Source organism: Microcella sp., from assembly GCF_025808395.1.
Classification (GTDB): domain Bacteria; phylum Actinomycetota; class Actinomycetes; order Actinomycetales; family Microbacteriaceae; genus Microcella.
In genome coordinates this window covers 703,711-729,995 of record NZ_CP075524.1, presented here as the reverse complement: position 1 = coordinate 729,995, position 26,285 = coordinate 703,711, and the positions used below count along the sequence as shown (strand labels likewise).

Annotated in this window: 28 protein-coding genes; 14 read left to right on the top strand and 14 right to left on the bottom strand. The window is 67.5% G+C overall.

Annotated features, from left to right (window positions below; all coding sequences use genetic code 11):
• The first annotated feature begins 72 nt into the window (after window positions 1-72).
• Window positions 73-1,401 (top strand): ABC transporter substrate-binding protein, encoded by a 1,329-nt coding sequence (locus KIT89_RS03560; protein ID WP_297603191.1) that lies wholly within the window; start codon window positions 73-75, stop codon window positions 1,399-1,401.
• A gap of 41 nt (window positions 1,402-1,442) precedes the next feature.
• The gene (locus KIT89_RS03555) at window positions 1,443-3,533 is read left to right on the top strand and encodes an alpha-galactosidase (RefSeq protein ID WP_297603190.1); all 2,091 of its coding nucleotides are present in this window, start codon (window positions 1,443-1,445) and stop codon (window positions 3,531-3,533) included.
• Window positions 3,534-3,574: 41 nt separating this feature from the next.
• On the opposite strand, the gene KIT89_RS03550 is transcribed toward KIT89_RS03555, so the two are convergent.
• Entirely contained in the window at window positions 3,575-4,375 is an 801-nt protein-coding gene (locus KIT89_RS03550) for an RNA methyltransferase (protein WP_297603189.1), read from the bottom strand.
• A gap of 108 nt (window positions 4,376-4,483) precedes the next feature.
• Here KIT89_RS03550 and KIT89_RS03545 point away from each other — a divergent pair, with 108 nt between their 5' ends.
• From KIT89_RS03545 to KIT89_RS03535, 3 genes are read left to right on the top strand one after another with little or no spacing between them, the layout of a single operon-like run.
• Complete coding sequence (locus KIT89_RS03545; protein ID WP_297603188.1) at window positions 4,484-5,335, top strand: Sir2 family NAD-dependent protein deacetylase; 852 nt, start codon at window positions 4,484-4,486, stop codon at window positions 5,333-5,335.
• A gap of 36 nt (window positions 5,336-5,371) precedes the next feature.
• Window positions 5,372-6,004 (top strand): histidine phosphatase family protein, encoded by a 633-nt coding sequence (locus KIT89_RS03540; protein WP_297603187.1) that lies wholly within the window; start codon window positions 5,372-5,374, stop codon window positions 6,002-6,004.
• A complete protein-coding gene (locus tag KIT89_RS03535) occupies window positions 6,004-6,480 on the top strand; it encodes a YbaK/EbsC family protein (protein ID WP_297603186.1) in 477 nt (158 codons plus the stop codon). Before KIT89_RS03540 ends, KIT89_RS03535 begins: the two co-directional genes overlap by 1 nt.
• Here the strand turns inward: KIT89_RS03535 and KIT89_RS03530 are convergent.
• Together KIT89_RS03530 and KIT89_RS03525 are read right to left on the bottom strand one after the other, a co-directional pair.
• Window positions 6,477-7,565, bottom strand: a complete 1,089-nt coding sequence (locus tag KIT89_RS03530; RefSeq protein ID WP_297603184.1) for a glycosyltransferase family 1 protein — start codon at window positions 7,563-7,565, stop codon at window positions 6,477-6,479. The two genes, KIT89_RS03535 and KIT89_RS03530, sit on opposite strands and share 4 nt — an antisense overlap.
• 3 nt (window positions 7,566-7,568) lie before the next feature.
• Window positions 7,569-8,453: an alpha/beta hydrolase gene (locus KIT89_RS03525; protein ID WP_297603183.1), complete on the bottom strand. Its 885-nt coding sequence runs from the start codon at window positions 8,451-8,453 to the stop codon at window positions 7,569-7,571.
• Window positions 8,454-8,471: 18 nt separating this feature from the next.
• Here KIT89_RS03525 and treS point away from each other — a divergent pair, with 18 nt between their 5' ends.
• Together treS and KIT89_RS03515 are read left to right on the top strand one after the other, a co-directional pair.
• Window positions 8,472-10,169, top strand: coding sequence for a maltose alpha-D-glucosyltransferase (gene treS, locus KIT89_RS03520; protein ID WP_297603182.1), 1,698 nt, complete (start codon window positions 8,472-8,474; stop codon window positions 10,167-10,169).
• Window positions 10,170-10,198: 29 nt separating this feature from the next.
• Window positions 10,199-10,888, top strand: coding sequence for an exonuclease domain-containing protein (locus KIT89_RS03515; RefSeq protein WP_297603181.1), 690 nt, complete (start codon window positions 10,199-10,201; stop codon window positions 10,886-10,888).
• Between the two features lie 165 nt (window positions 10,889-11,053).
• On the opposite strand, the gene KIT89_RS03510 is transcribed toward KIT89_RS03515, so the two are convergent.
• The 3 genes from KIT89_RS03510 to glgA form a co-directional block, all read right to left on the bottom strand.
• On the bottom strand, window positions 11,054-11,302 hold the full coding sequence (locus tag KIT89_RS03510; RefSeq protein WP_297603179.1) for a type B 50S ribosomal protein L31: 249 nt from the start codon (window positions 11,300-11,302) through the stop codon (window positions 11,054-11,056).
• 108 nt (window positions 11,303-11,410) lie between these two features.
• Window positions 11,411-12,193: an ABC transporter ATP-binding protein gene (locus KIT89_RS03505; protein ID WP_297603178.1), complete on the bottom strand. Its 783-nt coding sequence runs from the start codon at window positions 12,191-12,193 to the stop codon at window positions 11,411-11,413.
• A 35-nt stretch (window positions 12,194-12,228) separates the two neighbouring features.
• Window positions 12,229-13,413 carry a glycogen synthase gene (gene glgA / locus KIT89_RS03500; RefSeq protein ID WP_297603177.1) on the bottom strand — a complete coding sequence of 395 codons (1,185 nt, stop codon included), beginning with the start codon at window positions 13,411-13,413 and terminating at the stop codon, window positions 12,229-12,231.
• Window positions 13,414-13,475: 62 nt separating this feature from the next.
• On the opposite strand from glgA, the gene glgC reads away from it, so the two are divergent.
• Together glgC and serB are read left to right on the top strand one after the other, a co-directional pair.
• A complete protein-coding gene (glgC, locus tag KIT89_RS03495) occupies window positions 13,476-14,711 on the top strand; it encodes a glucose-1-phosphate adenylyltransferase (RefSeq protein WP_297603176.1) in 1,236 nt (411 codons plus the stop codon).
• Window positions 14,712-14,747: 36 nt separating this feature from the next.
• Entirely contained in the window at window positions 14,748-15,386 is a 639-nt protein-coding gene (serB, locus tag KIT89_RS03490) for a phosphoserine phosphatase SerB (protein ID WP_297603175.1), read from the top strand.
• Between the two features lie 9 nt (window positions 15,387-15,395).
• Here serB and fabG read toward each other — a convergent pair whose 3' ends face one another.
• A complete protein-coding gene (fabG, locus tag KIT89_RS03485) occupies window positions 15,396-16,106 on the bottom strand; it encodes a 3-oxoacyl-ACP reductase FabG (RefSeq protein WP_297603174.1) in 711 nt (236 codons plus the stop codon).
• 43 nt (window positions 16,107-16,149) lie between these two features.
• Here fabG and KIT89_RS03480 point away from each other — a divergent pair, with 43 nt between their 5' ends.
• From KIT89_RS03480 to KIT89_RS03470, 3 genes are read left to right on the top strand one after another with little or no spacing between them, the layout of a single operon-like run.
• Window positions 16,150-16,434 carry a DUF3099 domain-containing protein gene (locus tag KIT89_RS03480; protein WP_297603172.1) on the top strand — a complete coding sequence of 95 codons (285 nt, stop codon included), beginning with the start codon at window positions 16,150-16,152 and terminating at the stop codon, window positions 16,432-16,434.
• A complete protein-coding gene (locus KIT89_RS03475) occupies window positions 16,431-16,673 on the top strand; it encodes a hypothetical protein (RefSeq protein WP_297603170.1) in 243 nt (80 codons plus the stop codon). Before KIT89_RS03480 ends, KIT89_RS03475 begins: the two co-directional genes overlap by 4 nt.
• 6 nt (window positions 16,674-16,679) lie before the next feature.
• Complete coding sequence (locus KIT89_RS03470) at window positions 16,680-17,504, top strand: SURF1 family protein (protein WP_297603168.1); 825 nt, start codon at window positions 16,680-16,682, stop codon at window positions 17,502-17,504.
• Between the two features lie 8 nt (window positions 17,505-17,512).
• Here KIT89_RS03470 and KIT89_RS03465 read toward each other — a convergent pair whose 3' ends face one another.
• A complete protein-coding gene (locus KIT89_RS03465) occupies window positions 17,513-19,111 on the bottom strand; it encodes an ABC-F family ATP-binding cassette domain-containing protein (protein ID WP_297603167.1) in 1,599 nt (532 codons plus the stop codon).
• Between the two features lie 106 nt (window positions 19,112-19,217).
• On the opposite strand from KIT89_RS03465, the gene KIT89_RS03460 reads away from it, so the two are divergent.
• On the top strand, window positions 19,218-19,829 hold the full coding sequence (locus tag KIT89_RS03460; RefSeq protein ID WP_297603165.1) for a biotin transporter BioY: 612 nt from the start codon (window positions 19,218-19,220) through the stop codon (window positions 19,827-19,829).
• Between the two features lie 254 nt (window positions 19,830-20,083).
• Here the strand turns inward: KIT89_RS03460 and KIT89_RS03455 are convergent, their stop codons facing one another.
• The 5 genes from KIT89_RS03455 to sufB are packed head-to-tail and all read right to left on the bottom strand — an operon-like array spanning window position 20,084 to window position 24,139.
• Window positions 20,084-20,413: a metal-sulfur cluster assembly factor gene (locus KIT89_RS03455; RefSeq protein WP_297603164.1), complete on the bottom strand. Its 330-nt coding sequence runs from the start codon at window positions 20,411-20,413 to the stop codon at window positions 20,084-20,086.
• Between the two features lie 4 nt (window positions 20,414-20,417).
• The gene (gene sufC / locus KIT89_RS03450; protein WP_297603163.1) at window positions 20,418-21,182 is read right to left on the bottom strand and encodes a Fe-S cluster assembly ATPase SufC; all 765 of its coding nucleotides are present in this window, start codon (window positions 21,180-21,182) and stop codon (window positions 20,418-20,420) included.
• Window positions 21,183-21,195: 13 nt separating this feature from the next.
• A complete protein-coding gene (locus KIT89_RS03445; protein WP_297603162.1) occupies window positions 21,196-21,522 on the bottom strand; it encodes a non-heme iron oxygenase ferredoxin subunit in 327 nt (108 codons plus the stop codon).
• Between the two features lies 1 nt (window position 21,523).
• Entirely contained in the window at window positions 21,524-22,720 is a 1,197-nt protein-coding gene (gene sufD / locus KIT89_RS03440; RefSeq protein WP_297603161.1) for a Fe-S cluster assembly protein SufD, read from the bottom strand.
• Window positions 22,721-24,139 (bottom strand): Fe-S cluster assembly protein SufB, encoded by a 1,419-nt coding sequence (gene sufB / locus KIT89_RS03435; RefSeq protein WP_297603160.1) that lies wholly within the window; start codon window positions 24,137-24,139, stop codon window positions 22,721-22,723.
• 266 nt (window positions 24,140-24,405) lie between these two features.
• Here sufB and KIT89_RS03430 point away from each other — a divergent pair, with 266 nt between their 5' ends.
• Window positions 24,406-25,341: a COX15/CtaA family protein gene (locus tag KIT89_RS03430; protein WP_297603893.1), complete on the top strand. Its 936-nt coding sequence runs from the start codon at window positions 24,406-24,408 to the stop codon at window positions 25,339-25,341.
• Here the strand turns inward: KIT89_RS03430 and KIT89_RS03425 are convergent.
• Entirely contained in the window at window positions 25,338-26,258 is a 921-nt protein-coding gene (locus tag KIT89_RS03425) for a heme o synthase (protein ID WP_297603159.1), read from the bottom strand. The two genes, KIT89_RS03430 and KIT89_RS03425, sit on opposite strands and share 4 nt — an antisense overlap.
• Between the last annotated feature and the right edge of the window lie 27 nt (window positions 26,259-26,285).

Genomic DNA, 26,285 nt, shown 5'->3' with positions numbered 1-26,285 from the left:
GACCGCGCTGCGGCCGAGCGGAGCATCGCTCCACGCACCACCACCTGCACCACCAATCGAAAGGAACACAGCATGGCGATCACGCGAATCGCGCGTGCGGGGGCCATCGCGGCCATCTCCGCACTCGCACTCTCGGCCTGCGCGACCGGCGGCACCGACGCCCCCGGCGCTAGCGGCGACTGCGCCCCCTCAGACGGGCCAGTCACCTTGACCTTCACGAGCTGGCTGCCCGGCGTCGAAGAGGCCGTGGCGATCTGGAACGACGAGAACCCCGACATCCAGGTCGAGGTGCAGACCGGACCGAACGGCAACGGCGGCACCTACCAGAACTTCTTCAACCAGCTCGCGGCAGGCAACGCGCCCGACCTCGGTCAGATCGAATTCGACGCGATGCCGAACTTCCGTGTGCAGGACGGCCTCGAGAACATCGCAGCCTGCGAGGGCATTCTCGCGGCAGAAGATCAGTTCGTCGGGTGGACCTGGAGCCAGGTGACCTTCGGTGAAGAGAACGCTGTCTACGCGATTCCGCAAGACACCGGCCCCATGGCCATGTTCTATCGCGCCGACCTCTTCGAGGCGGCGGGCATCCCCGTTCCGACCACGTGGGAGGAGTACGAGGCTGCAGCGGTGCAGATTCGCGAACTCGGCGGCTACATCAACAACTTCTCGCAGAGCGACATCAACGCCTTCGCAGGACTGGTGTGGCAGGCCGACGGCCAGTGGTTCTCGACCGATGCCGATGGCTGGACAGTCGACCTGACAGGTGCCGAGACCACGCAGGTCGCCGAGTACTGGCAGGGCCTCATCGACAACGATCTCGTCGCCGTCTACCCTCCGTGGACGGATGAGTGGAACGCCGCATACAACTCGAGCGAGCTGTGGACTTGGGTCTCGGCGGTCTGGGGTGCCAACACCATCGCGAGCGGCGCGCCCGACACTGCCGGCAACTGGGCTGTCGCCCCGATGCCGCAGTGGGAGGCCGGCGCGAGTGCAGCGGGCAACTGGGGTGGCTCGACCACTGCGGTGCTCAAGGGTTCTGACCACCCGTACGAAGCCGCACAGTTCGCGCTGTGGCTCAACACCGACGCCGACGCGCTGACGGCGATGAACCGCACGGCGAACATCTACCCCGCCACGATCGCAGGAGGCAACCTGCCCGTGTTCGGTGAGGGGCTCGAGTTCTACGGCGGCCAGAACATCTACGAGGTGTTCGCAGAGGCCGGCAAGAACGTCAACCCCGACTTCACGTGGGGCCCGACGATGACGCAGGTCTACAACGATGTCGCCGACGGCTTCGCCGGCGCCGTCTCGGGCAACGGTACGCTCCTGGAAGCACTGACCGCCGGTCAGTCCTCCACGATCGCAGCCCTCAAGGCGGCCTCGATTCCCGTCAAGGAGTAAGCATCTCGTTTCTCCACCTCCGTGCCGCGGGTGTCAGCTTCGTGCTCGACGCCCGCGGCACGGCCGTGCCACGGGTCGTGCACTGGGGTCGCGATCTCGGTGAGGTCGAGTCGACGATGCTCGAGCAGGTTGCTGCGGCCGTGCCCGCCATCGCCCCCAGTTCGCCAGATGCGCCGCTCTTGCCTTCAGTGCTCGCGGGTCCCGCAGAGGGTTGGAGCGGGTTCCCCGCTCTCATCGCGCACCGCTCGGCGAGCGCACCCGCCCGGCTGCCGCTGCGCATCCATCGCACCGGAATGTCGCAGCCCGATGAGTCGTCCGTCTCGGTCGAGCTCGTCGCGCACGACGACGGCGGGGCGTTGCTCACCATCGGCTGGCATGCCCGGCTGTCGCCCGAGGGCGTGCTGGTGATCGGGCTGGATGCCCGCGCAGAAGCCCCCGAGGGCGTCGAGCTGCACCGTCTCGCCGCGACCCTGCCGGTTCCCGCCCGAGCGAGCGAACTGCTCGACTTCAGCGGGGTCTGGGCCGGTGAGCGGATGCCGCACCGTGGTCTCGTGCGCGACGGCCTGCACCTTCGCGATCAGCGTCGTGGTCGACCTGGCCACGACGCCCCCTTTCTCACCGTGATCGGCACCCAGGGGTTCGGTTTTCGCAGCGGCGAGGTCTGGGCGTTGCACCATGCCTGGAGCGGCAACAGCACGACCGGCGTCGAGTCGCTTCCGACGGGTCATCGCCGCCTGCTCGCCGCCGAGCTGCTCGACCCGGCAGAGGTCGTGCTCGCTGCGGGTGAGACCTACACCGCGCCTGAATCCGTGCTGGCATGGTCGATCGAGGGTCTCGACGGGGTGAGCGATCGGCTGCATCCCTTTGTGCGCTCCCTGACTCCCCCGACCCGTCGTCCGGTCGTGCTCAACACGTGGGAGGCCGTGTATTTCGACCATTCCGCCGACGCGCTGTTGCCTCTCGTCGACACCGCGGCCGAGCTCGGCATCGAGCGGTTCGTGCTCGATGATGGCTGGTTCACGGGGCGCACCGACGACCGCAGGGCTCTCGGCGATTGGACGGTCGACCCTGATCGCTGGCCCTCGGGCCTGCACCCGCTCGCCGATGCGGTCGTCGCTCACGGAATGGAGTTCGGCCTGTGGGTCGAGCCCGAGATGGTGAGTCCCGACTCGCGGCTCGCGCGCGAGCATCCCGAGTGGATGCTCGCCGAACCGATCGCAGAGTCTGCGGCGCACCATCCGCCAACCTGGCGGTTCCAGCACTCCCTCGACCTCACCGTGCGGGCTGCGCGCGATCACGTGCTCGACGCCCTCAGCGCCCTGCTGACCGAATACCCCATCTCATTTCTCAAGTGGGATCACAATCGCGACCAGCACGCTGGCACGGCCTCGGCCCACACGCGTGCGCTGTACGCCCTCATCGATGATGTGCGCGAGCGCTTTCCGCATGTGGCGATCGAGAGTTGCGCCTCGGGCGGGGCACGCATCGATCTCGGCTTGGCGAGCCGTGTGCACCGATTCTGGACGAGCGACACGAACGACGCCCTCGATCGGCAGCGCATTCAGCGCTACAGCGCGCTCCTCATGCCGCCCGAGCTGCTCGGCGGGCATGTGGGCGCCCCGCGCGCGCACATCACGGGGCGCACGCACGACCTCTCGTTCCGTCTCGCGACAGCCCTGTTCGGCAGCGCCGGCATCGAGTGGAATGTGACGACGGCCGATGTCGACCAGCTCGAGGCGCTGCGCGAGTGGGTGACGTCGGTCAAGCAGCTGCGCCCACTGCTGACGACAGGGCGCACGGTACGCACCGATGAGGCCGTCGACGAACGCTATGTGCACGGTCTCGTCGCCTCCGACCGCTCTGAGGCGCTCATCGCGCTCGTCACGCTTGCGACTGCGGTGGTCGCCGTGCCACCGCCGTTGCGGTTTCCGGGCCTCGACGCCGACCGTCGCTACCGCATTGAGCCGCTGACCGTGGGCGGGGCGCCGCGCACCGTGCAGGATGCTCCCCCCGCGTGGCTCGCCGACGGCGGCATCACGATCACGGGTCGATTGCTCGCCGAGCTCGGGCTGCCCGTGCCGCTGCTCGCACCTGAGCAGGCGCTTCTGCTGCGGGCTACTGCCGTGGACTGATCCGATCACGAGCGAGCCGTGCCTGCTTCTCGCGCGTCGCGCTAGGTCGTCAGCGCGTACAACGCCACCGCGCTCGCGGCCGCGACGTTGAGCGAGTCGACGCCGTGCCCCATCGGAATCGTCACGACCACGTCGGCCGCGTCGAGGGCGGCACGACTGAGCCCGTCGCCCTCTGATCCGACGACGATCGCCACTCGCTCGGGAGCGGTCGATGCGAAGTCGCGCAGTGCGACCGCATCGTCGGCGAGGGCCAGTGCGGCGATCGTGAAGCCCGCGTCGTGCAGCAGTGGCACGGCGTCATCCCATTCCGACAGTCGAGTCCACGGCACCTGCAGCACGGTGCCCATCGACACGCGCACGCTTCGGCGGTAGAGCGGGTCGGCGCATCGAGGGGTGACGAGCACGGCGTCGGCGCCGAGGCCCGCCACTGAACGGAAGATGGCGCCGACGTTGGTGTGATCCATGACGTCTTCGACGATGACGATGCGCCGAGCATCCCGCAGCAGCATCGCGGGGTCGAGAGGCTCGGGCCGATGCATGCTCGCGAGCGCGCCTCGGTGCAGGTGAAAGCCCGTGAGGTCTTCGAGCACTCCCGGCTCGCCCACGTAGACGGTCACATCAATCTGACCCAGCAGCGCCTCGAGTTCTGGCAGCCAGCGCTCGCTCGTGAGCACCGAGCGCGGTCGGTGGCCCGCGCGCAGCGCGCGCCCGATGACGGTGATCGACTCGGCGATGTACAGCCCGCCCGCGGGCTCGGTCACACGGCGCAGGGCCACATCGGTGAGGCGCGCGTAGTCGGCGAGGGCGGGCGCATCGAGGGTGGTGATGTGCTCGATGCGCATGGATGCTCTTCCGCTCGTCAACGGGGCGCGACTCGCCCTGCCAGCCTTCCGAAACATATCCGAAACCAGAGCGTTCTAGTCTGCGTGGTACGCACTTTCGGAGGCCACATGTCGATCGCCGCACCGCCCGTCGAGCTCGACGCGGTCGCGCGCGCCGCCGTCGAGCGGGCGATCGAGTTGCTGCGCGGTCGTCGCATCGCGGTGCTGACAGGGGCCGGGGTCAGCACCGACTCGGGCATTCCCGACTATCGGGGCGCCGGCGCGCCGGTGCGCACGCCGATGACGTTCAGCCAGTTTCTCGCCGACGAGCCGTACCGCAAGCGCTATTGGGCGGGCAGTCATCTGGGGTGGAAGCGGTTCGCCGCGGCGGCGCCGAACGACGGCCACCGCACGCTCGCCGACCTCGAGCTCAGCGGCATCGTGACGGGAGTGGTGACCCAGAACGTCGACGGTCTGCACGTTCGGGCAGGCAGCCGCCGAGTGGTCGACCTGCACGGCAGCATGGACCGCGTGACGTGCCTGCACTGCGGGCAGACCTTCGATCGTGGGGCGATCGCCGAGCGCATCGCGGTGCTCAACCCGTGGCTGAGCGACGCCGACGCCACACTCAACCCCGACGGCGACGCCGAGGTAGCTGATGTGTCGCGCTTCGCCGTGCCCGAGTGCTCGGTCTGCGGCGGAACCCTCAAGCCCGACATCGTCTTCTTCGGCGAGTTCGTGCCGCCCGTGAAGTTCGAAGAGGCTCGCGGCATCGTGGCCCGCTCTGATGCGCTGCTCGTGCTCGGGTCGTCGCTCGTCGTGAATTCGGGAATCCGTCTTGTGGGGCAGGCCGCCAAGAAGCGGTTGCCCACCATCATCGTCAACCGGGGCGAGACGAAAGCCGACAGTCGCGCGGCCATTAAGATCGAAGCAGGCACCACCGAGACCCTCGCCGCTCTGAGCGAGGCTCTGCGCGCCTGACCGGGCTCTGACCGTCGGAGCCGACGGAAGGACACCATGACCGTCTTCGCACTCGTGCGCCACGGCGAGACCGACTGGAACCGCGAGCGGCGCATCCAGGGCTCGACCGATATTCCGCTCAATGACACGGGGCGTGAGCAAGCTCGGGCGACTGGAGCGCTGCTCGCGAGCCGCCGGTGGAACGCGCTCGTCGCTTCACCACTCTCGCGCGCCGCCGAGACCGCGCGTCTCATCGGCGAGCACGTCGGTCTGAGCGAGCCAGAGCTCGAACCGCGCCTCGTCGAACGGGATTACGGGGCTGCCGAAGGGCTCACGGGCTCAGAGATCGATGCCCGCTACCCCGACGGTGCTGAGGTTCCCGGGCGCGAGCCACGTGAGGCTGTCGCCGTGCGCGCCGTGGACGCCCTGCACGACCTCGCGGCGCGGCACCCCGGTGAGGCAGTCATCGTCGTCGCGCACGGCGGCGTGATCCGCAGCGTGCTCGAGTCGGTTGAGCCCGGGCGTCACCGCGGCATGATCACGAACGGATCTGTGCACTCCTTCCGCCACGCCGATGGTGCACTCGAGCTGGTCGCTTTCGACGACCCCATCGACGAGCGGTCGATCTTTCCGTTCGCCGACGACTTCGAAGAGCAGAATCCGCTCGCAGCGCGCGAGGCGGGTCGCTAGTGGCGAGCGGCCCCGAGCGCTTTCTGGCAGCGACCGCGCACCTGTCGATCTCTCCGATCCGGATGCCCGACTCGACCCACACCGCCGCCTCAGCTGCGGCTGCCGCGGGCTGCGAGGTCGGGGCGATCGTGAAGTCGCTGGTCTTCGTCGCCGTGCACGCCGACGACAGCCGCGAACCGGTGCTCGCCCTCGTCTGCGGCGACAACCGCGCCGACCTCGACGCTCTTGCCGCGGTGCTCGATGCTCGCATCGAGAAGGCCGACGCGAAGACCGTCAAACTCGCGACGGGGTACTCGATCGGCGGGGTACCCCCGCTCGGGCATCCCGAACCGGTGCGCACGATCATCGACCGCGATCTGCTGCGGTTCGACACCGTCTGGTCGGCCGCAGGCAGCGCGTTCGACGTCTTCTCGGCGACCCCCCAGCAGCTCGTCGAGTGGACGGGCGGCGAGCTCGCCGACATCGGCACCCGCTAGCGTCTCCTGAGCACAGCCTGCTCGCGCAGCAGCTCGAGCAGCACTTCGGCCGAGCGACCCCACTCGAACCTCGCCGCCTCGGCGGGCGCCGCGGCCGACCGCCGCTCCCACTCCCCCGGCTGCAGCAGCTGTGAGACGGCAGCCGCGAACGAGCCGGCATCCCCTGCGGTCGCGTACAGCGCCGTCTCTCCGCCGATCTCACGGAAGATCGGAATGTCGCTCACGACCACCGGCGTGCCACGCCCCATCGCCTCGACGAGCGGAATGCCGAAGCCCTCAGCGTGCGACGCACTCACGAGCGCCGTCGCACCCTCGAGCAGCGCGGAATACTCCTCATCGCTCACGCCGTCGTGCACGACGAGAGCGCCCGATGGGGCGGCCGCCTCGAATCGCTCGCGGTCTGCGGCACGAATACCGCTCAGCAGGTGCAGCCGTGCTCCCGGCAGCGAGTGCAGCGCCTCGACGAGCGTCTCGACGCCCTTGTAGGGCATGAACGAACCCATGTAGACGAGCTCGATTCCCGAAGGGCGCTCGCGACGCGCCACGACGGCCGGCCGGTCGGCCGCGTTCGGCACGACGGTGATCGAGCGCTTCGTCAGGCGGTGCTGCCGCATGAGGTCGCGCGTCGTCTCGCTCACCGTCACGACCGCGTCGGCGCGGTTCAGCAGCACGCGCTGCGGCCACCACGCCAGGTGATACAGCCTCCAGCCGAGGCGCACGGGCCACGGCAGATCGCGCGGCGGCGTGGGGTGCGCATAGTAGATGAGATCGTGCAGGGTCAGCACGAGCGAGTATCGACGCCCGAACGCACCCATCGTCTGCATGGGGCTGAAGATGACGTCGGGCGTCACTCGATTCACCTGCCGCGCTACGAACGGCTCACGGGGGCTCGTGGGGCCGCTCACGAGGTGCCACGGCAACCCCTGAGGCAGCATGGCGAGCTGCCGCTCATCGCTGATGAGCAGCTCGAGCGACTCGTGCTCGGCCAGCAGGCCACGCAGCGCACCGACGATCCCCGCGGTGAAACGGCTGATGCCGTCGTGGCGCGGAAACCGCACATAACGGCAGTCGACGACGATCTTCATGCGCTACGCCACGAACCGGCGAATCGCCGCGGCCGCTTCGAGCGGCTTCTCGTAGTGGATGAGATGCCCGACTCCCTCGATGACCTCGAGCGCAGCATCCGGAAACAACGTCACGAGGCGACGCTGTGCCTCGAGAGGAGTGATGTCGTCTTCATCGGCGGCGATGAGCAACGTCCGCTGCTGGATGCTCGGCGCGAACTCGCTCACATCGTGCGACACCGACGTGCGAAAGGCTTCAAGCAGGCTCTGCCGCGAGGCGAACGCAGAGAAGTAGCGGTCGTGCTCTTCGTGAATCCATCGGCGCAGCGCCCTGTCGTCGGTCTTCGCCATCGTCACGCTCATGATGCGCGTGACGAGCCGACTGCGCAGCACGGCGAAGCCGAGCTTCTCGGGCAGTGCGGCCCCCACTCGGTAGAAGCCGACGGCGAGGCGAGTGAGCACGCCGCGTGGGCCCGCGAGCGCATTCTGCCCGATCGGGTTCACGAGAATCACGCGCGGGGTCGGCACGCCCGAGGCGACGGCCGCCGACACGACGATCGAGCCGAACGAGTGGCCCAGCAGCACTGCAGTGCCGTGCACGCCTGTCGCGCGCAGAAAGGCGTCAAGCCAGGCGGTGTAGCCCTCGAGATCGTGCTCCCGATCGACGAGCGCCTCACTCGTGCCGAAACCAGGAAGATCGGGGGCGATGAGCCTCACCTCCGGAAGCTGGGCGATGACAGGCCCGAGTCCGTGGTGGTCACCGCGAAAACCGTGCACGAGCACGACTGTTCGGGCGGCGTCGGCAGGCCCGTAGTCGACCCAGTGCGTGCGCGAGCCCAGCACCTCGGTCGAGTGCTCGACGGCGGGCACCCGCGCGAGGTCGGCGGCGTACGGAGAGAGAGCGGGCATCGCGATTAGTCTAGGCAGGTGTCGTTCACTGCTCCCATCACCCTGCCTGGCCTGACCCTCGACCCGCAGTGGCACCGCCGCAGCGTGTTCTACGAGGTGATGGTGCGTTCGTTCATGGATTCGAACGGTGACGGCACCGGCGACCTCGGCGGACTCATCCAGAAGCTCGACTACCTGCAGTGGCTCGGCGTCGACGCGCTGTGGCTGCCGCCGTTCTTCCAGAGCCCGCTGCGCGATGGCGGCTACGACGTGTCTGACTACACCTCGGTGCTGCCCGAGTTCGGCACGATCGAAGAGTTTCGCGAACTCGTCACCAAGGCGCACGAGCGCAACATGCGCATCGTCATTGATCTCGTCATCAATCACACGAGCGACCAGCATCCGTGGTTCCAGGCCTCGCGCGAAGACCCCGAGGGGCCGTACGGCGACTACTACGTGTGGAGCGACACCGATGAGAAGTACGAAGACGTGCGCATCATCTTCGTCGACACCGAAGAGTCGAACTGGGCGTTCGACCCGATTCGTCGCCAGTTCTACTGGCACCGCTTCTTCTCGCACCAGCCCGACCTGAACTTCGAGAACCCGAAGGTGCACGACGAGATCTTCGATGTCGTGCGGTTTTGGGCCGATCTGGGCGTCGACGGTTTTCGACTCGACGCGATTCCCTACCTGTATGAGACCGACGGCGGCACGGGCGAGAGTGAGCCCGAGACGCACGCGTTCATCGTCAAGCTGCGCGAGATGGTCGATCGCGAATACCCGGGCCGAATCCTCATCGCCGAGGCGAATCAGTGGCCCAACGAGGTCGCAGCATTCTTCGGCACCGACGACGAGCCCGAGTGCCACATGGCGTTCGACTTTCCGGTCATGCCGCGCATCTTCTACGCCTTGCGCTCGCAGCAGGCGACCGAGCTGCAGCGGCAGCTGAGCGAAGAGACTCCCGCTCCTGAGGGCAGCGCGTGGGGCGTGTTCTTGCGCAATCACGACGAGCTGACGCTCGAGATGGTGAGCGAGGAGTACCGCCAGGCGATGTACGGCTGGTACGCCTACGACCCCCGCATGCGCGCCAACATCGGCATTCGACGCCGCCTCGCTCCCCTGCTCGACAACGCGCGCGCCGAGCTCGAGCTCGCGCACGCGCTGCTGTTCAGCCTGCCGGGCAGCCCGTTCTTGTACTACGGCGACGAGATCGGCATGGGCGACAACATCTGGCTGCCCGACCGCGACAGTTCGCGCACGCCCATGCAGTGGACTCCCGACCGCAACGCTGGGTTCTCGCACGCTGACCCTGGCAAGCTCTACCTGCCCGTCGTGCAGTCGCTCGTGTACCACTACAACCAGATCAACGTCGAGAGCCAGCTGGCCCAGTCGCGCTCGCTGCTGCACTGGATTCGCAACGTCATCCACGTGCGCAAGGCTCACCCGACGTTCGGGCTCGGCAGCATGCGCGTGCTCGAGACCGACAACGAGTCGGTGCTTGCATTCGTGCGCGAGTATCGCGGAACCGGCACGCACCTCGGCGATTCGGCCGAGCGCATCCTGTGCGTGTTCTCGTTCGCGCACAACCCCGTGTCGGCGACGATCTCGGCGGTCGGGCTCGAGGGCGCGAGCCTGCGCGACCTGTTCGGTGGCGCTCCCTTCCCGAATGTCGGCGACGACGGCTCGCTGACGCTCACGCTCGGCACGCAGAGCTTCTACTGGCTGCACGCCGACTGAGCGTCGCCGGTGGCCCCTAGGCTGGGCGCGTGACCCTGCTGCAGCGCGACCTCGCCGTCTTCGACCTCGAGACGACGGGGGTGGATGTTCGCACCGCCCGCATCGTCACCGCCTGCGTCGCCCTGCTCGACGACTCCGGGGCCGTCGTCTCTCGTCGAGATTGGCTCGCCGACCCCGGGGTCGAGATCCCGGAGGGTGCGGCAGCGGTGCACGGCATCAGCACCGAGCGTGCGCGTGCCGAGGGCCGCCCAGCAGTCGAGGTCGTCGCCGAGGTCGTCGCCGAGCTGCGCGCAGTGCTCGAGCGCGGCAGGCCCCTCGTGGTCTACAACGCCCCCTACGACTTGACGCTGCTCGCGCACGAGGCCGCCCGGCACGCGGTGGCGCCCCTCGTCGACCCGGCTCCGGTCGTCGACCCGCTCGTGATCGACAAGGCTGTCGACCGCTACCGCAAGGGCAAGCGCACCCTCGAGGCTGCGGCCGCGCACTACGGGGTCGCTCTCGACGGGGCCCACGACGCCGGAGTCGACGCGATCGCCGCAGGGCTGGTCGCCCGCGCCATCGCCGAGCAGCATGCGGCGGCGCTGCCCGCGACCCTCGCCGAACTGCACGCGGCGCAGGTTGCCTGGCACGAGCAGCAGGCCACCAGCTTCGAGGACTACATGCGCACGCAGCGTGATCACACCTTCACGGCCGACCGCGGATGGCCCGTGCGCGCCTGAGGCACGCACTCAGGGCGCCAGCGCGCGCCCAGCCTGCCGCGAGTGTGCCTGTCCCGCGCGAATGTGCTCGTCCCGCAGCAGAACATTTGCGCCCAACGGGCACACTCGGCATTGACGGCGAACGGCCCCACCCAGAGGCGGGGCCGTTCGTGCAGCGAGTGTGCGCTAGTTGCCGAAGTTCTTGAAGCGCTGGTTGAACTTCTCGACGCGACCGGCGCTGTCGAGAATGCGCTGCTTGCCGGTGTAGAACGGGTGCGAGGCCGACGAGATCTCGACGTCGATCACCGGGTAGGTCTCACCGTCGAGCTCGATCGTCTTCTCGCTCGTGACGGTCGACCGGGTGAGGAAGGTCTCGCCCGAGGCGAGGTCGCGAAACACGACAGCTGCGTACTCGGGGTGAATGTCAGTCTTCATGAGCGGTGTCCTTGAAAAGTCTTGGCCGGCGGGCAACCACCGGGGCACGAGAAAGGGCCGCGAGGCCCAACGGTCAAGAATAGCAGAGGGTCGCGCGAAGGTCAGCGCTCACGACGCGCGCGCCGAGAAGCGCCCGTCGTCATGCGACACCGCGAGCGACAACCCGAAGGTCAGACTCAGGTTCGCCGCCGTGATCACCTCGTCGAGCGGCCCAGATGCCGCGATCTGGCCTTCGCGCAGCAGCATCGCGTGCGTGAACCCCGGCGGAATCTCTTCGACATGGTGCGTCACCATGACCATCGCGGGCGAGCTCTTCTCGCTCGCGTACGCTCCGAGCAGCTGCAGCAGCTCTTCTCGCGCGCCCAGGTCGAGGCTCGCGGCCGGCTCATCGAGCAGCAGCAGCTCGGGGTCGGTCATGATCGCCCGTGCGATCTGCACGCGCTTCTGCTCACCATCGCTCAACGTGCCGAAGAGTCGGTCTTCGAACTGGTCGAGGTGCCACTCGCGCAGCACGCGCTGGGCGCGGCGAACATCCACCTCGTCGTAGGTCTCGTTCCACCGGCCCGTCACAGCGTGCGCGCTCGTCATGACCACGTCGAGCACTCGCTCGTTGCCCGGAATCCGACGGGCGAGCGCGGTCGAGGCGAAGCCGATGCGCGGGCGCAGCTCGAAGACGTCGGTCGAACCGAGGCGCTCGTCGAGCACCACAGCAGAGCCCGACGTGGGGTGCATGAGCGAGGCCGCGACCTGCAGCATCGTCGTCTTGCCCGCGCCGTTCGGGCCGAGCACGACCCAGCGCTCGTCAGACGAGACGCGCCACGTAACGCGGTCGAGGATGGCGTTGCCATCACGGGTCAGAGACACTTCGTCGAACTCGAGAACGCTGGCCATGATGCCTCCAGCGTAGAGCACCCGGCTGGCCGTTCTCAGACCACCAGGCCGCGATAGAGCTCGATCGTTCGCGCGGCGATGGTCTGCCACGAGAACATCTGCTCGGCCCGCTGCCGACCCGCGGCTCCCATGAGGTGGGCCGCGGCCGGGTCGCTCACCACCTCGGTGAGAATGGCGGCCAGATCGGCGATGAACCGCTCAGGGTCGAGCGGGGTTCCCGAGCCGTCATGCACCTGGTCGATGGGCACGAGTCGACCGGTGACGCCGTCGTCGACGACCTCGGGAATACCCCCCGTGTTCGTGCCGACCACCGCGACGCCGCACGCCATCGCCTCGAGGTTGACGATGCCGAGCGGTTCGTAGACGCTCGGGCACACGAACGCCGTGGCACTCGAGAGCACGGCCGAGAGCTCGAGCGGCGAGAGCATGCGCTCGATCCACACGACGCCGGTGCGCTCAGCCTGCAGCGCGGCCACCCCGTGCTGCACCTCGCGCAGGATCTCGGGAGTATCGGGGGCACCCGCGCACAGCACGAGCTGCACCTCGGGGGGCAGCCGCCGGGCAGCCTGCAAGAGATAGGGCAGGCCCTTCTGGCGCGTGATGCGGCCGACGAAGACGACCGCGGGGCGGTCGGGGTCGATACCGAGCGAGCGCACTGCGTCGTGATCGATCACGCGCTGCCAGCGTTCGAGGTCGATGCCGTTGTGGATGACCGAGACACGTGACTCGTCGATCTCGGGGTAGCACCGCAGAATGTCGCGGCGCATGCCCTCGCTGACGGCGATGACGGCGTCGGCGCTCTCGAAAGCGTTCTGCTCGATCCAGCGCGAGACGCGGTAGCCGCCGCCGAGCTGCTCGGCCTTCCACGGGCGCAGCGGCTCGAGGCTGTGGGCCGTGACGACGTGCGGAATACCGTGCAGCAATTGGGCGAGCTGCCCGGCCGCGTTGGCATACCAGGTGTGCGAGTGCACCAGGTCTGCACCGTCGACGTCGTCGGCGATCGCCAGGTCGACACCGAGAGTGGCGAGTGCGGGGTTCGCTGAGCTCAGGGTTCCTGGCACCAGGTAGGCGTGCGTGTCAGCCTCGTTGCGCGGAGCACCGAAGCACCGCACTCGCACGTCGAGAGACTGGCGCAGTGCGCGCACGAGCTCGGCAACGTGCACACCGGCTCCCCCGTAGACCTCGGGCGGATATTCTCGGCTGATCACGTCGACGCGCATGGTTTGACGCTAGTACAGCCCCGCCTCTCCCCCTGCACGCTTGCCTCGCCTAGTGTGGGGCCATGTCGACTGCAAAGATCTTCGGAATCGTGCTCGCCGGTGGCGAAGGCAAGCGGCTCATGCCGCTCACGGTCGACAGAGCGAAGCCCGCAGTGCCCTTCGCGGGGGGCTATCGCCTCATCGATTTTGCGCTCTCGAACCTCATCAACTCTGGGCTTCGGCAGATCGTCGTGCTCACCCAGTACAAGAGCCATTCGCTCGACCGGCACGTGAGTCAGGTGTGGCGGCTCAGCGGCATGCTCAACTCGTACGTCGCCTCGGTTCCGGCCCAGCAGCGGCTCGGCAAACGGTGGTTCTCGGGTTCGGCAGACGCGATCTTTCAGAGCCTCAACCTGATTCGCGACGAGAAGCCCGACATCGTCGTGGTGGTCGGCGCCGACCACGTCTACCGCATGGACTTCACCCAGATGATCGACTCGCACATCGCCAACGGTGCCGGAGTCACGGTGGCCGGCATCAGGCAGCCGATCGCGCTCGCCGACCAGTTCGGGGTCATCGAGACCGACCCGGCGAACCCCCAGCGCATCGCCGCCTTCCACGAGAAGCCCACGTCGCCGACCGGGCTGCCGGATGCCCCGCACGAGGTTCTCGCATCGATGGGCAACTACGTGTTCGACGCCGATGTGCTCATGGATGCCGTGACGCGTGACGCCGACGACGCCGATTCGTCGCACGACATGGGCGGCGACATCGTGCCCGACTTCGTGCGACGCGGCGAGGCCTTCGTGTATGACCTCAATCGCAACGAGGTGCCCGGCTCGACCGAGCGCGATCGCTTCTACTGGCGCGATGTCGGAACGATCGAGTCGTTCTTCGACGCCCACCAAGATCTCATCTCGGCGCTGCCGGTGTTCAACCTCTACAACACCGCGTGGCCCATCTACGCTCAGCAGCTCAACTCACCGCCGGCGAAGTTCGTGCGCGACGGTGCAGGGTCGACGGGCGCTGTGATCGACTCGATCGTGTCGCTCGGCTCAGTCATCTCGGGGTCGCACATCGAGCGCAGCGTGCTCGGGCCATGGGTGACCGTCGAATCGGCGACCGTCACCGACACGGTCGTGTTCGAACGCACCGTGATCGGCGCGGGAGCCGTCGTGCGGCGGGCTATTCTCGACAAAGAAGTCGTCATCGCGCCGGGCGCCCAGGTGGGCGTCGATCACGATGCCGATCGAGCCCGGGGGCTCACCGTGACCGACACCGGCATCACCGTGGCGGGCAAGGGCACCCACATCGAATAGCGCGGCCGCGGCCGCCCGAGCCGCGCAGGAGCCATCATGACGTCGGTGCTCGTCGTGCTCGACGTCGACTCGACCCTCATCGAGCAGGAGGCGATCGAGCTGCTCGCCGAGCAGGCGGGCTCTCTCGATGTCGTCGCGCAGATCACCGCGCGCGCGATGGCCGGCGAGCTCGACTTCGCGCAGTCGCTCATCGAACGCGTCGAAACTCTCGAGGGGCTCAATGAGGCTGCGCTCGAGCAGATCTCGGCGCGCATCGAGCTCACTCGCGGAGTGCGCGAACTCGTGCAGGGCATCCACGCTGCAGACGGCCGCATCGCGGTCGTGTCAGGAGGCTTTCACGAACTGCTCGATGCGCACGCCGCCGACCTCGGCCTCGACGTGCATCGCGCGAATCGTCTCGACATCGTCGACGGTCGGCTGACGGGTCGCACGCGCGGGCCGGTCATCGACGCGGCCGCGAAACAGCAAGCCCTGCTCGAGTGGGCGCACGCCTTCCAGGTTCCGCTGCACCGCACTGTGGCGATCGGCGACGGCGCGAACGACCTCGAGATGATGTCTGCAGCCGGGCTGTCGATCGCGTTCGACGCGAAGCCTGTCGTGCGCGAGCACGCAGACCTCGTGCTCGACGAGCGCGACCTGTCGTCAGTGCTGGCCGTGCTCGGGCTCAGAGGTTGACGGCCGAGGTCAGTGGCCCATGCCGAGGCCGCCGTCGACCGGAATCACCGCTCCGCTGACGTAGGCGGCGTCGTCGCTCGCGAGCCATGTCACGACACGCGCGACCTCGAGCGGCGTCGCGAAGCGACCGGCCGGAATAGCCTTCTGGTAGGCGGCCACCTGCTCGTCGGGCAATTCTGCCGTCATATCCGTCTCGATGAACCCCGGGGCGACGACGTTCGCGGTGATGCCGCGTGCGCCGAGTTCGCGCGTCAGCGACCGCGCCATGCCCACGAGAGCCGACTTCGAGGCGCTGTAGTTGACCTGCCCGGCCGAGCCGTAGAGGCCGACGACGCTCGAGATCAGAATGATGCGGCCGAAGCGCCCCTTCAGCATGCCTTTCGAGGCTCGCTTGACCGTGCGGAAGGCGCCCGTCAGGTTGGTGTCGACGACGTCGGTGAAGTCGTCGTCGCTCATGCGCATGAGCAGCGTGTCTCGCGTGATGCCGGCGTTGGCCACGACGACCTCGACGGGGCCCAGCTCGGCTTCGACGGCGGTGAACGCGGCATCGATCGAGGCAGTGTCGGTGACGTCGGCCTGCACGGTGAGGGCGCCTTCTGGGCCGGCGCCCGATCGGGCGGTGACGGCGACGCGGTGGCCCTGTGCGAGAAACTCCTGGGCGATCGAGAAGCCGATTCCGCGATTGCCGCCGGTGATGAGAACGGTGCGCTGGGTCGTCATGGCTCCCCAGCATATGCGCAACGTTGAGAGCTACGATTCCCGTGTGCCGACACCTCCGTCCAGCGCCATCACGAGCCTGCCGACGTCTCCCGATGACGAGCGCCGCACACGCATGATCAAATACGCCGCGGCGATGGGCATTCGCATGATCTGCATCGCAGCCTGCTTCGTGACTCCGGGGTGGTGGCTGCTGATTCCCGCGTTCGGAGCCGTCGTGCTGCCCTACTTCGCCGTCGTCGCCGCGAACACTGTCGTCAACCGGGCCGGCCCCGCCGTCGAACGGCCGGGTGCCCTGCTGCCGTACTCACCCAGTGACGGGCGACTGTGATCGACCTGCCGGGGGCCATCACGAGCAACCGGTGCTCGCGCAGCGGGTGCCGCGCCGCTGCCGAGTGGGCGGTCAACTGGCGAAACCCGCGCATTCACGGCCCCGAGCGCGTGAAGGTGTGGCTCGCGTGCGAAGATCACCGCGACTTTCTTTACGACTATGTCGCGGCGCGAGGGTTTCCGGTGACGATCACTCCGGCGGGGGTCGTCGTCGAGCGAGTGCCCGACCCGGCAGAATAGCGGTCGATGAGCATTCTCTCGCTGGCCATGACCCGTCGCTGGCTCGGCTGGTTGGCGTTCACGACCGTGTTCGCCGTCGTGTGCGTGCTGCTGGCGCAATGGCAATGGGCCAGGCGCGTCGAGGTGGTCGCGCAGATGCGCGTCGTCGCCGAGAACTGGGATGCGCCCGCTGTCGCCCTGCGCGATGTGCTGCCGGCGGGGGGCGACCTCGACCCCGCCCGCGAGTGGAGCCCCGTCACGCTCGAGGGCGAATACCTCACCGATGATCAGGTGCTCGTGCGCAATCGCCCGCTCAACGCACGACCGGGGTTCGAAGTGCTCACGCCGCTCGTGCTCGAGACCGGCGAGGTGTTCATCGTCGATCGGGGATGGCTGCCTTCGGGTTCGGCGCAAGACTCCCCCGACACCGTGCCGGCACCGCCCGAGGGCCGTGTCGAGGTCGTCGTGCGGCTGAAGCCCGGCGAGCCGACCATCGCGGGCCGTGGTGCCCCCGAGGGGCAGATCGCGACGATCCACCTGCCCGAGCTCGCCGAGCGCATCGACGTCGGGCCCGTCATCACGGGCGCTTACGGCTTGCTCGACAGCGAGACTCCCCCGGTTCCCGAGCGCCCGATCGCCGCGCTGCGACCCGTCAACGACGAGGGCCCGCACTTGAGCTACACCTTTCAGTGGTACCTCTTCGCGCTGCTCGGGTTCATCGGTTTCGGCTGGGCGCTGCGGCATGAGCATCGAGTGCTGCGAGCGACCGAGACCGGTGAGGCGCTGCCGAAGCCCAAGCGCGGCATCGACGCCGAGGTCGAAGACGCCATTCTCGACGCGCGCGAGCGCTGACCGAAGGCTCAGGCGAGCGAGATCAACTCGGCGTAGTCGGCCGTCCAGAGGTCTTCGACGCCGTCGGGCATGATGAGCACGCGCTCGGGGTTGAGCGCCTCGACGGCGCCCTCGTCGTGGCTGACCAAGATGACGGCTCCCGAATAGCTCGCGAGTGCCCCCAGAATCTCGGCACGGCTCGCGGGGTCGAGGTTGTTGGTGGGTTCGTCGAGCAGCAGCAGATTGGCTTTCGACACCACGAGCGTGGCGAGCGAGAGCCTGGTCTTCTCTCCGCCCGAGAGCACCCCGGCGGGCTTCTGCACGTCGTCGCCGACGAACAAGAACGAACCCAGCACGCTGCGCGCCTCGCGCTCGGTGATGGCCTCGCTCGCGCTCATCATGTTCTCGAGCACGCTGCGATGCACGTCGAGCGTCTCGTGCTCTTGCGCGTAGTAGCCGATGCGCAGCCCGTGCCCGGGTTCGAGAGTGCCCGTGTCTGGAGTGTCGACGCCGGCGAGAATGCGCAGCAGTGTGGTCTTTCCTGCACCGTTGAGGCCCAGAATCACCACGCGTGACCCGCGGTCGACGGCGAGGTCGACGGCCGTGAAGATCTCGAGCGAGCCGTAGCTCTTCGACAGGCCGTGCGCCTGCAGGGGGGTCTTGCCCACAGGGGCCGGCTCCGGAAACCGCAGTTTGGCCACGCGGTCGACCGCGCGCACCTCATCGAGCCCCGAGAGCATCTTCTCGGCGCGCGCCACCATCTGGTGGGCGGCGGCGGCCTTGCTCGCCTTGGCGCCGAAGCGTGCCGCCTGCAGTTGCAGCTGCGTCGCCTTCTTCTCGACGTTGACGCGCTCTTTCTTGCGGCGCTCTTCGTCAGACTCGCGCTGCCGCAGGTAGTTCTTCCAGCCCATGTTGTAGATGTCGATGACCTGACGGTTGGCGTCGAGGTAGAACACCCGGTTGACGGTCTCTTCGACGAGCGCCACGTCGTGGCTGATGACGATGAAGCCGCCCTGGTACTGCTTCAAGAACTCCCTCAGCCACACCACCGAGTCGGCGTCGAGGTGGTTGGTCGGCTCGTCGAGAATCATCGTCTCGGCGTCGCTGAACAGGATGCGGGCCAGCTCGATGCGGCGCCGCTGACCACCCGACAGGGTGCTGAGCGGCTGGCTCAGAATGCGATCGGGCAGGCTCAGGTTGCTCGCGATGGCGGCAGCCTCCGCTTCGGCCGCATACCCTCCGAGCGACTGGAAGCGGTCGGTGAGGCGGCTGTAGCGTGACATCGCCTTCTCGGCGACCTCAGCATCCTCACTGCCCATGTCGACTGTGGCGCGCTGCATGTCGATGACGATCTGGCCGAGCCCGCGTGCGTCGAGAATGCGCGTGCGAGCGAGCTGCTCGGGGTCGCCGGCGCGGGGGTCTTGCGGCAGATAGCCGATCTCGCCCGTGCGACTGATGGTGCCGCCTGTCGGCTGACCCTCACCGGCGAGGGCTCGAGTCATCGTGGTCTTGCCAGCGCCGTTGCGCCCGACGAGGCCGACCTTGTCGCCCTTGTCCACGCGAAAGCTCACGTTCTCCATGAGCAGGCGCGCACCGACCCGAATCTCGAGGTCTTGCACAGCGAGCACAGCGAACGTCCGTTTCTTTGGTGGGTTTCGACCAGCCGACGAGTGGGGGGCCAGCCCGATAGTCTAGCCGTGTCCCCTGCAGCCCGCCCCCGTGAGGAAGCCCACTGTGACGATCGCCACTACTGCCCTCGTTCGCCCCACTCTCGTCGATCGGGTCGTCACTCGCACCTGGCTGAGCGACATCGCCCTCGTCGTCGCGGGCACCGCGCTCGTCGCAGTGCTCGCGCAGGTGGCGATTCCGCTGTGGCCCGTGCCCGTCACGGGGCAGACTCTCGCGGTGCTGCTCGTCGGCGCGAGTCTCGGCGCCGCGCGCGGAGCGGCAGCTCTTGCGCTCTACGCGATCTTGGGCGGCATCGGCCTGCCGATCTACAGTGACGCCTCGGGCGGCTGGAGCGTGCTGCTCGGCCCCACCGGCGGGTACATCATCGGCTTCATCGCCTCGGCAGCACTCGTCGGCTGGGCCGCCGAGCGTGCGTGGGATCGCGGCTGGTACAAGCCCATCATCACCTTCATCGGCGGCTCGCTCGTGGTGTTCGCCATCGGGCTCCCCTGGCTCGCGGTCTCGCTCGGCCAGCTCGGCCTGCCCAACGATCTGCAGTCGGTGCTCATCGCGGGCTTCTACCCGTTCATCATCGGCGGGCTCATCAAGGCCGCGATCGCGGCGGCAGTGCTGCCGGCCCTCTGGGCTGCGGCAGATCGAGCGCAGAAGCGCGGCTGATCGCTGACGGCACGCGCTCTGCGTGCAGTCAGCGCGTTTGGGGCGCTTTGTGGCATTGGTGTTCGAACTTTCGGCCACTCATGCCACAAACCGCCCACAACGCCGGGCGTCTCACACGCAGGCGCTCGATGGTGAGATGGAGAAGCCCAGCCGCCTTCGGCGGCGCATTGGGCCTGACAGCCCACTGGGCTGTCAGATGCTAAAGCCCAACCGCCTGTCGGCGGCGCGCTTGGCCCTGAGAGCCCACTGGGCTCTCAGATGCTGAAGCCAAGCGCGCGCATCATGTCGCGGCCGTCGTCGGTGATGCGCTCGGGGCCCCACGGGGGCATCCAGACCCAGTTGATGCGAAACTGCTCGACGATGCCGTCGAGGGAGTTCGCGATCGACTCTTCGATGACGTCGGTGAGGGGGCAACCGGCAGAGGTGAGCGTCATCGAGATGATGAGGGCATCGCTCTCGTCATCCCACGCCAGGTCGTAGACGAGGCCGAGATCGACGATGTTGACGCCCAATTCGGGGTCGACGACGTCTTTCAGCCCCTCTTCGACCTTGTCGAAGAGTTGAGGTTCGAGTGCGGTGGGCATGCGCCTAGCTTACGTTCGAGCCGGTCAGGTAGCGATCGTAGCCCTCGTTCTCCAAGCGCTCTGCCAGTTCAGGGCCGCCTTCTTCGGCGACGGCGCCGTCGACGAAGACGTGCACGAAGTCGGGCGTGATGTAGCGCAGGATGCGCGTGTAGTGGGTGATGAGCAGCACGCCGACACCCGTGGTCTCTTTCACGCGATTGACGCCTTCTGACACCACCTTGAGGGCGTCGACATCGAGGCCCGAGTCGGTCTCGTCGAGCACGGCGATCTTCGGCTTGAGCAGTTCGAGCTGCACGATCTCGTGACGCTTCTTCTCGCCGCCCGAGAAGCCTTCGTTGACGTTGCGCTCGGCGAACGAGGTGTCCATGCGCATGGCCTCCATCGAGCCGCGCAGGTCTTTGATCCACGAGCGCAGTGCAGGGGCTTCACCATCGAGTGCAGTCTTGGCGGTGCGCAAGAAGTTCGACACCGTGACGCCGGGAATCTCGACCGGATACTGCATGGCCAAGAACAAGCCGGCGCGAGCGCGCTCGTCGATGCTCATCTCGAGCACGTCGGCTCCGTCGAGCGTGATCGATCCGCTGTCGACGGTGTAGCGGGGGTGGCCGGCGATCGTGTACGCGAGCGTCGACTTGCCTGAGCCGTTGGGGCCCATGATCGCGTGGGTCTCGCCCGAGTTGATGGTCAGGTTGACGCCGCGCAGAATCTGCTTGGCGCCCTGATCGGTCTCGATGCTGACGTGCAGATCGCGAATCTCAAGAGTTGACATGTGTGAATCTTCCTTACGGGGTGCGGATCGTCTCGACGTCTACCAGCACGTCGCCGTTCTCAACGGTGACGGTGTAGACGGGAACCGGCTCGTATGCCGGAAAGTTGCGGGGTGTGCCGGTGGCGAGCTCGAACTTCGAGCCGTGCGCCCAGCACTCGATGGCGTCGTCTTCGACGAAGCCTTCGCTCAGCGAGATCTCGCCGTGCGTGCAGGTGTCGCCGAGCGCGTGCACCGATCCCTCTGAATCCATGACCACGGCCACAGGCTTGCCATCGACGACGACCTTCTTGGCGCTGGCGGGGCTGAGCTCGTCGAGCGAGCAGACACGGGTTGCCACCACGTCACACCACCTCGACCGCTTCGAGCTCACGCTCGATGGCGTCGATGAGGCGGGTCTCGAGCGCCTCATCGCCGATCTTCTGCACCACTTCGATCAAGAAGCCGAGCACGACGAGCCGACGTGCTTCTTGCTCGTCGATGCCGCGTGAGCGCAAGTAGAACAGCTGCTCGTCGTCGAATCGCCCTGTCGCGCTCGCGTGACCGGCGCCAGCGATATCGCCCGTCTCGATCTCGAGGTTCGGAATCGAGTCGGCGCGCGTGCCGTCGCTCAGCACGAGATTGCGGTTCTGCTCGTACGAGTCGGTGCCCGTCGCGTCTCGGCCGATGAGCACGTCGCCGACCCACACCGTGCGCGCTCCTGCGCCGTTGAGGGCGCCCTTATAGGTGACGCGACTGATCGTGTGCGGAGCGATGTGGTTGACGTAGACGCGCTGCTCGAGATGCTGCCCGGCGTCGGCGAAGTATAGCCCGTGCAGCTGGCCGTCGGCCCCGGCGCCCGCGAGGTGCACCGAGGGGTTGACGCGCACGATCGACCCGCCGAGCGAAACGACCACGTGGGTGAGCCGAGCGTCGCGCTCGACTCGACCGAACTGGCTCGACAGGTGCACAGACTCGTCATCCCACTCTTGCAGGCTGACGACCGTCAGATCGCTGCCCGCCTCAGCGACGATCTCGACGTTCTCGCTGAGTCTCGCGCTGCCGCGGTTGTCGATGATCACGAGACCGCGCGCGTTCGGCCGCGCCGTGATGACGGTGTGCGCAGCGCGAGGGGCGTGGTCGACGCCAGTGCGGTCGATCGTGACGACGACGCGCTCTTCGGCCGAGAGCGTCACGGCGAGGGCGCGTTCGAAGCTCGACCAGGCGTTCGCGGCGGCACGCTCTTCGGCGAGGCCCGCCGACCCGATGCGGTCGTCGGTGCGGTCGATCCATTCGACGGCGACACCGGGCGCTTCGGTCACCTCGGCAGCGAACGGCGAGCCGTCGAGCGCGTCATCGATGAGGTCGCGGATGCTCGCCACGGGTGTCAGCCGCCATTCGAGCTCTCGGCCGGTCACCGCCTCGAAGTCTGCGTGCACGCTCGAGGCGAAGCGCTCTGAGCGGGTCTGCACGGGCACCGGTGATCCGGGGCCGTGAGAGTGCGGCCGCGCGCCTGCGTGACCGGCCTCGTCGATCGACGGGGTCGTGGGGGCTGAACTCATCTAGCCGACACTGCCTTCCATGCTCATCTCGATGAGCTTGTTGAGCTCAAGCGCGTACTCCATCGGCAGCTCGCGCGCGATGGGTTCGATGAACCCGCGCACGATCATGGCCATGGCTTCGTCTTCGGGCAGCCCTCGAGACTGCAGGTAGAACAGCTGCTCTTCGCTGACGCGCGAGACGGTCGCCTCGTGACCGAGCTGCACGTCGTCGACGCGAATGTCGATCGCCGGGTAGGTGTCAGAGCGCGAGATCGTGTCGACGAGCAGGGCGTCGCAGCGCACGGTGTTGGCCGAGTGGTGCGCGGTCGCGTCGACGCGCACCTCGCCGCGGTACCCCGCGCGCCCTCCCCCGCGGGCGATCGACTTCGAGACGATCGACGAGGTCGTGTGCGGCGCCATGTGAATCATCTTGGCGCCGGCGTCTTGGTGCTGGCCGGGGCCGGCGAACGCGACCGATAGGGTCTCGCCCTTGGCGTGCTCGCCCATGAGGAAGATCGAGGGGTACTTCATCGTCACTTTCGAGCCGATGTTGCCGTCGATCCACTCCATGGTCGCGCCCTCGTGCGCGACCGCGCGCTTGGTGACGAGGTTGTAGACGTTGTTCGACCAGTTCTGAATGGTCGTGTAGCGAACGCGCGCGTTCTTCTTCACGATGATCTCGACGACGGCCGAGTGCAGCGAGTCGCTCTTGTAGATCGGCGCCGTGCAGCCCTCGATGTAGTGCACGTAGGAGCCCTCGTCGGCGATGATGAGCGTGCGCTCGAACTGGCCCATGTTCTCGGTGTTGATGCGGAAGTAGGCCTGCAGCGGAATCTCGACGTGCACGCCAGGCGGCACGTACACGAACGACCCGCCCGACCACACGGCAGTGTTGAGGGCGGCGAACTTGTTGTCACCGGCCGGAATCACGGTTCCGAAGTACTCGGTGAAGAATTCGGGATGCTCGCGCAGGGCCGTGTCGGTGTCCATGAAGATGACGCCCTGAGCCTCGAGGTCTTCGCGAATCTGGTGGTAGACCACCTCAGACTCGTACTGCGCGGCGACACCCGCGACGAGGCGCTGGCGCTCAGCCTCGGGGATGCCGAGCTTCTCGTAGGTGTTCTTGATCTCTTCCGGCAGTTCTTCCCACGTGGTGGCCTGCTTCTCGGTCGAGCGCACGAAGTACTTGATGTTGTCGAAGTCGATGCCAGACAGGTCTGCGCCCCACAGGGGCATGGGCTTCTGGCCGAACAGCTTGAGGCCCTTCAGACGCAGGTCGAGCATCCATTGGGGCTCGTCTTTCAGCGTCGAGATGTTGCGCACCACGCTGTCGTCGATGCCGCGGCGCGCGGTCGAACCGGCAGCGTCAGAGTCTGACCAGCCGAATTCGTACTGGCCCAGACTTTCGAGTTCTGGTCGGTCGATGAGCACGTCAGACACGGTGTTCCTCTTCTCTTTGCCGAACTCCACTTGCTGAACCCAACCCGATTCGCGGCGGGGCATTCCCGTCTTCGACTCGAATCGTGGTGTGCGGCTGCGGTGCGCCAGACTGTGCGGCAGATGCTCATCCAGCGCATCTACACTGACGCACGACGTGTCGTGCGAGTCGGCCGCGCCGACTGATGAACCCACGATCGTCACTGATGGAGAACTCCCTGATTCTACAGGGAGGATGCTGAAACAGGAGGAAGCTGGCTGTGAACCGGCTGTACCGTTGGCTGCCCACCTCGACCGCAGACCGCCGCGTGCGGTTCATCGCCTGGGCATCGCTCGTCAGCCAGACCCTCATCGTCGGCACCGGAGGCGCTGTTCGCCTGACCGGCTCGGGGCTCGGGTGCCCGACGTGGCCGCGGTGCACAGCGGAGTCGTTCGTCGCGACGCCCGAGATGGGCATTCACGGCGCTGTCGAGTTCGGCAACCGCCTGTTGACCTTCGTGCTCATCATCATCGCCGTGCTGGCGTTCTTGTTCGTGCTGCGGCTGCGGCACGAACGCCCCGAACTGCTGCGGCTCACCGTCGCGCTCGGTCTCGGAATCCCGGTGCAGGCCGTCATCGGCGGCATCACGGTGCTGACGGGCCTGAACCCGTGGGTCGTCGGTCTTCACTTCGTCGTCTCGGCCGTGCTCGTGGCCCTCGCGACAGTGTTCGTCTACCGCGTCTATCGGGGGCGCTCGACGTCGCACCTGAGGGTGCCTGCCCCGGTGCGCACGCTCGCGCTCGCCACCGCGGCGGGCGCCTGGGTGACCGTGCTCGTCGGCATCGTCGTCACCGGCTCTGGCCCGCATGCGGGCGACGGCGGCGCAGCGCGCAACGGTCTCGACTCAGAGCTGCTGCAGCACTTGCACTCGTGGCCGGCCTACGTCACGTTCGCCCTCAGTCTCGCGCTGCTGGTGGTCGCGCTGCGTGCCGGAGTACCGGCACTGCGCACTGCTGCTCTTGCGCTCGTCGCTGTCGAAGCGGCTCAGATCGGTGTCGGGCTCGCGCAAGCGCGACTCGGGCTTCCTGAACTGCTCGTGGGCATCCACATGGTGCTCGCGTGCGTGCTCATCGCGGTCGTGACCCTCGTGCTGCTTACCCAGCGTGAGAGCGAGCCGCAGCGGGCAGCGCAGCCGGAGCCCGCGGAGTCTGCGGCCGTTCGCTAGAACGGCAGCAGCGGGTCGATGCCGACCGCGACGAAGAGCAGCGTGAGATACGTGATGCTCGCGTGGAAGACGCGCATCGGCGACGCTTCTTCACCGCGAGTGGCGCGGCCGTGCAGTCGATGGCTCTCGACGATGAACCACCCGCCCGAGAGTAGCGCGACCGCCGTGTAGAGCGCGCCCATCGGCGCGATCGGAATCAGCAGCAGCGATGCGATCACGGTCGCCCACGCGTAGAGCACCACTTGCACGCCCACGGTCGCACGATCGCGCATGACGGCGAGCATCGGCACCTGCGCAGACTGGTAGTCGTCGCGGTACTTCATCGAGAGCGGCCAGTAGTGCGGAGGGGTCCAGAGAAAGACGACGAGAAAGAGGATGAAGGGCGGCCAGTCGAGCGAGCCGGTGACGGCGCTCCAGCCGATGAGCACGGGAAAGCACCCGGCGATGCCGCCCCAGATGATGTTCTGCTCGGTGCGCCTCTTGAGCACGAGGCTGTAGATGACGACGTAGAACACGATCGCCGCGAGCGACAGCGTCGCTGCGAGCCAGTTGGTCGTGAGGGCGAGCCAGGCGATCGCCACGACGCCGAGAACGTAGGCGAACGTCAGTCCGGCGCGGTCTGAGATCTCACCCGTCGCGAGCGGACGGTTGCGGGTGCGGTTCATGAGTCGATCGATGTCGCGATCGATGTACATGTTGAAGGCGCCCGCCGAGCCCGCCGAGAGCGCACCGCCGATGAGCGTCGCCAGCACGAGCCAGATGCTCGGCAACCCTCCGGCAGCGAGAATCATGACCGGCGCGGTCGTCACGAGCAGCAGTTCGATGACGCGCGGCTTCGTCAACGCCACATACGCCGAGATGGTGCGGCGGATTCCTCGCGGTCTCGTCGTGACGGCGTGATCGAGAGCGGTATCCATGGCTCCTTCTTCAAGGCGGGCGAAGTG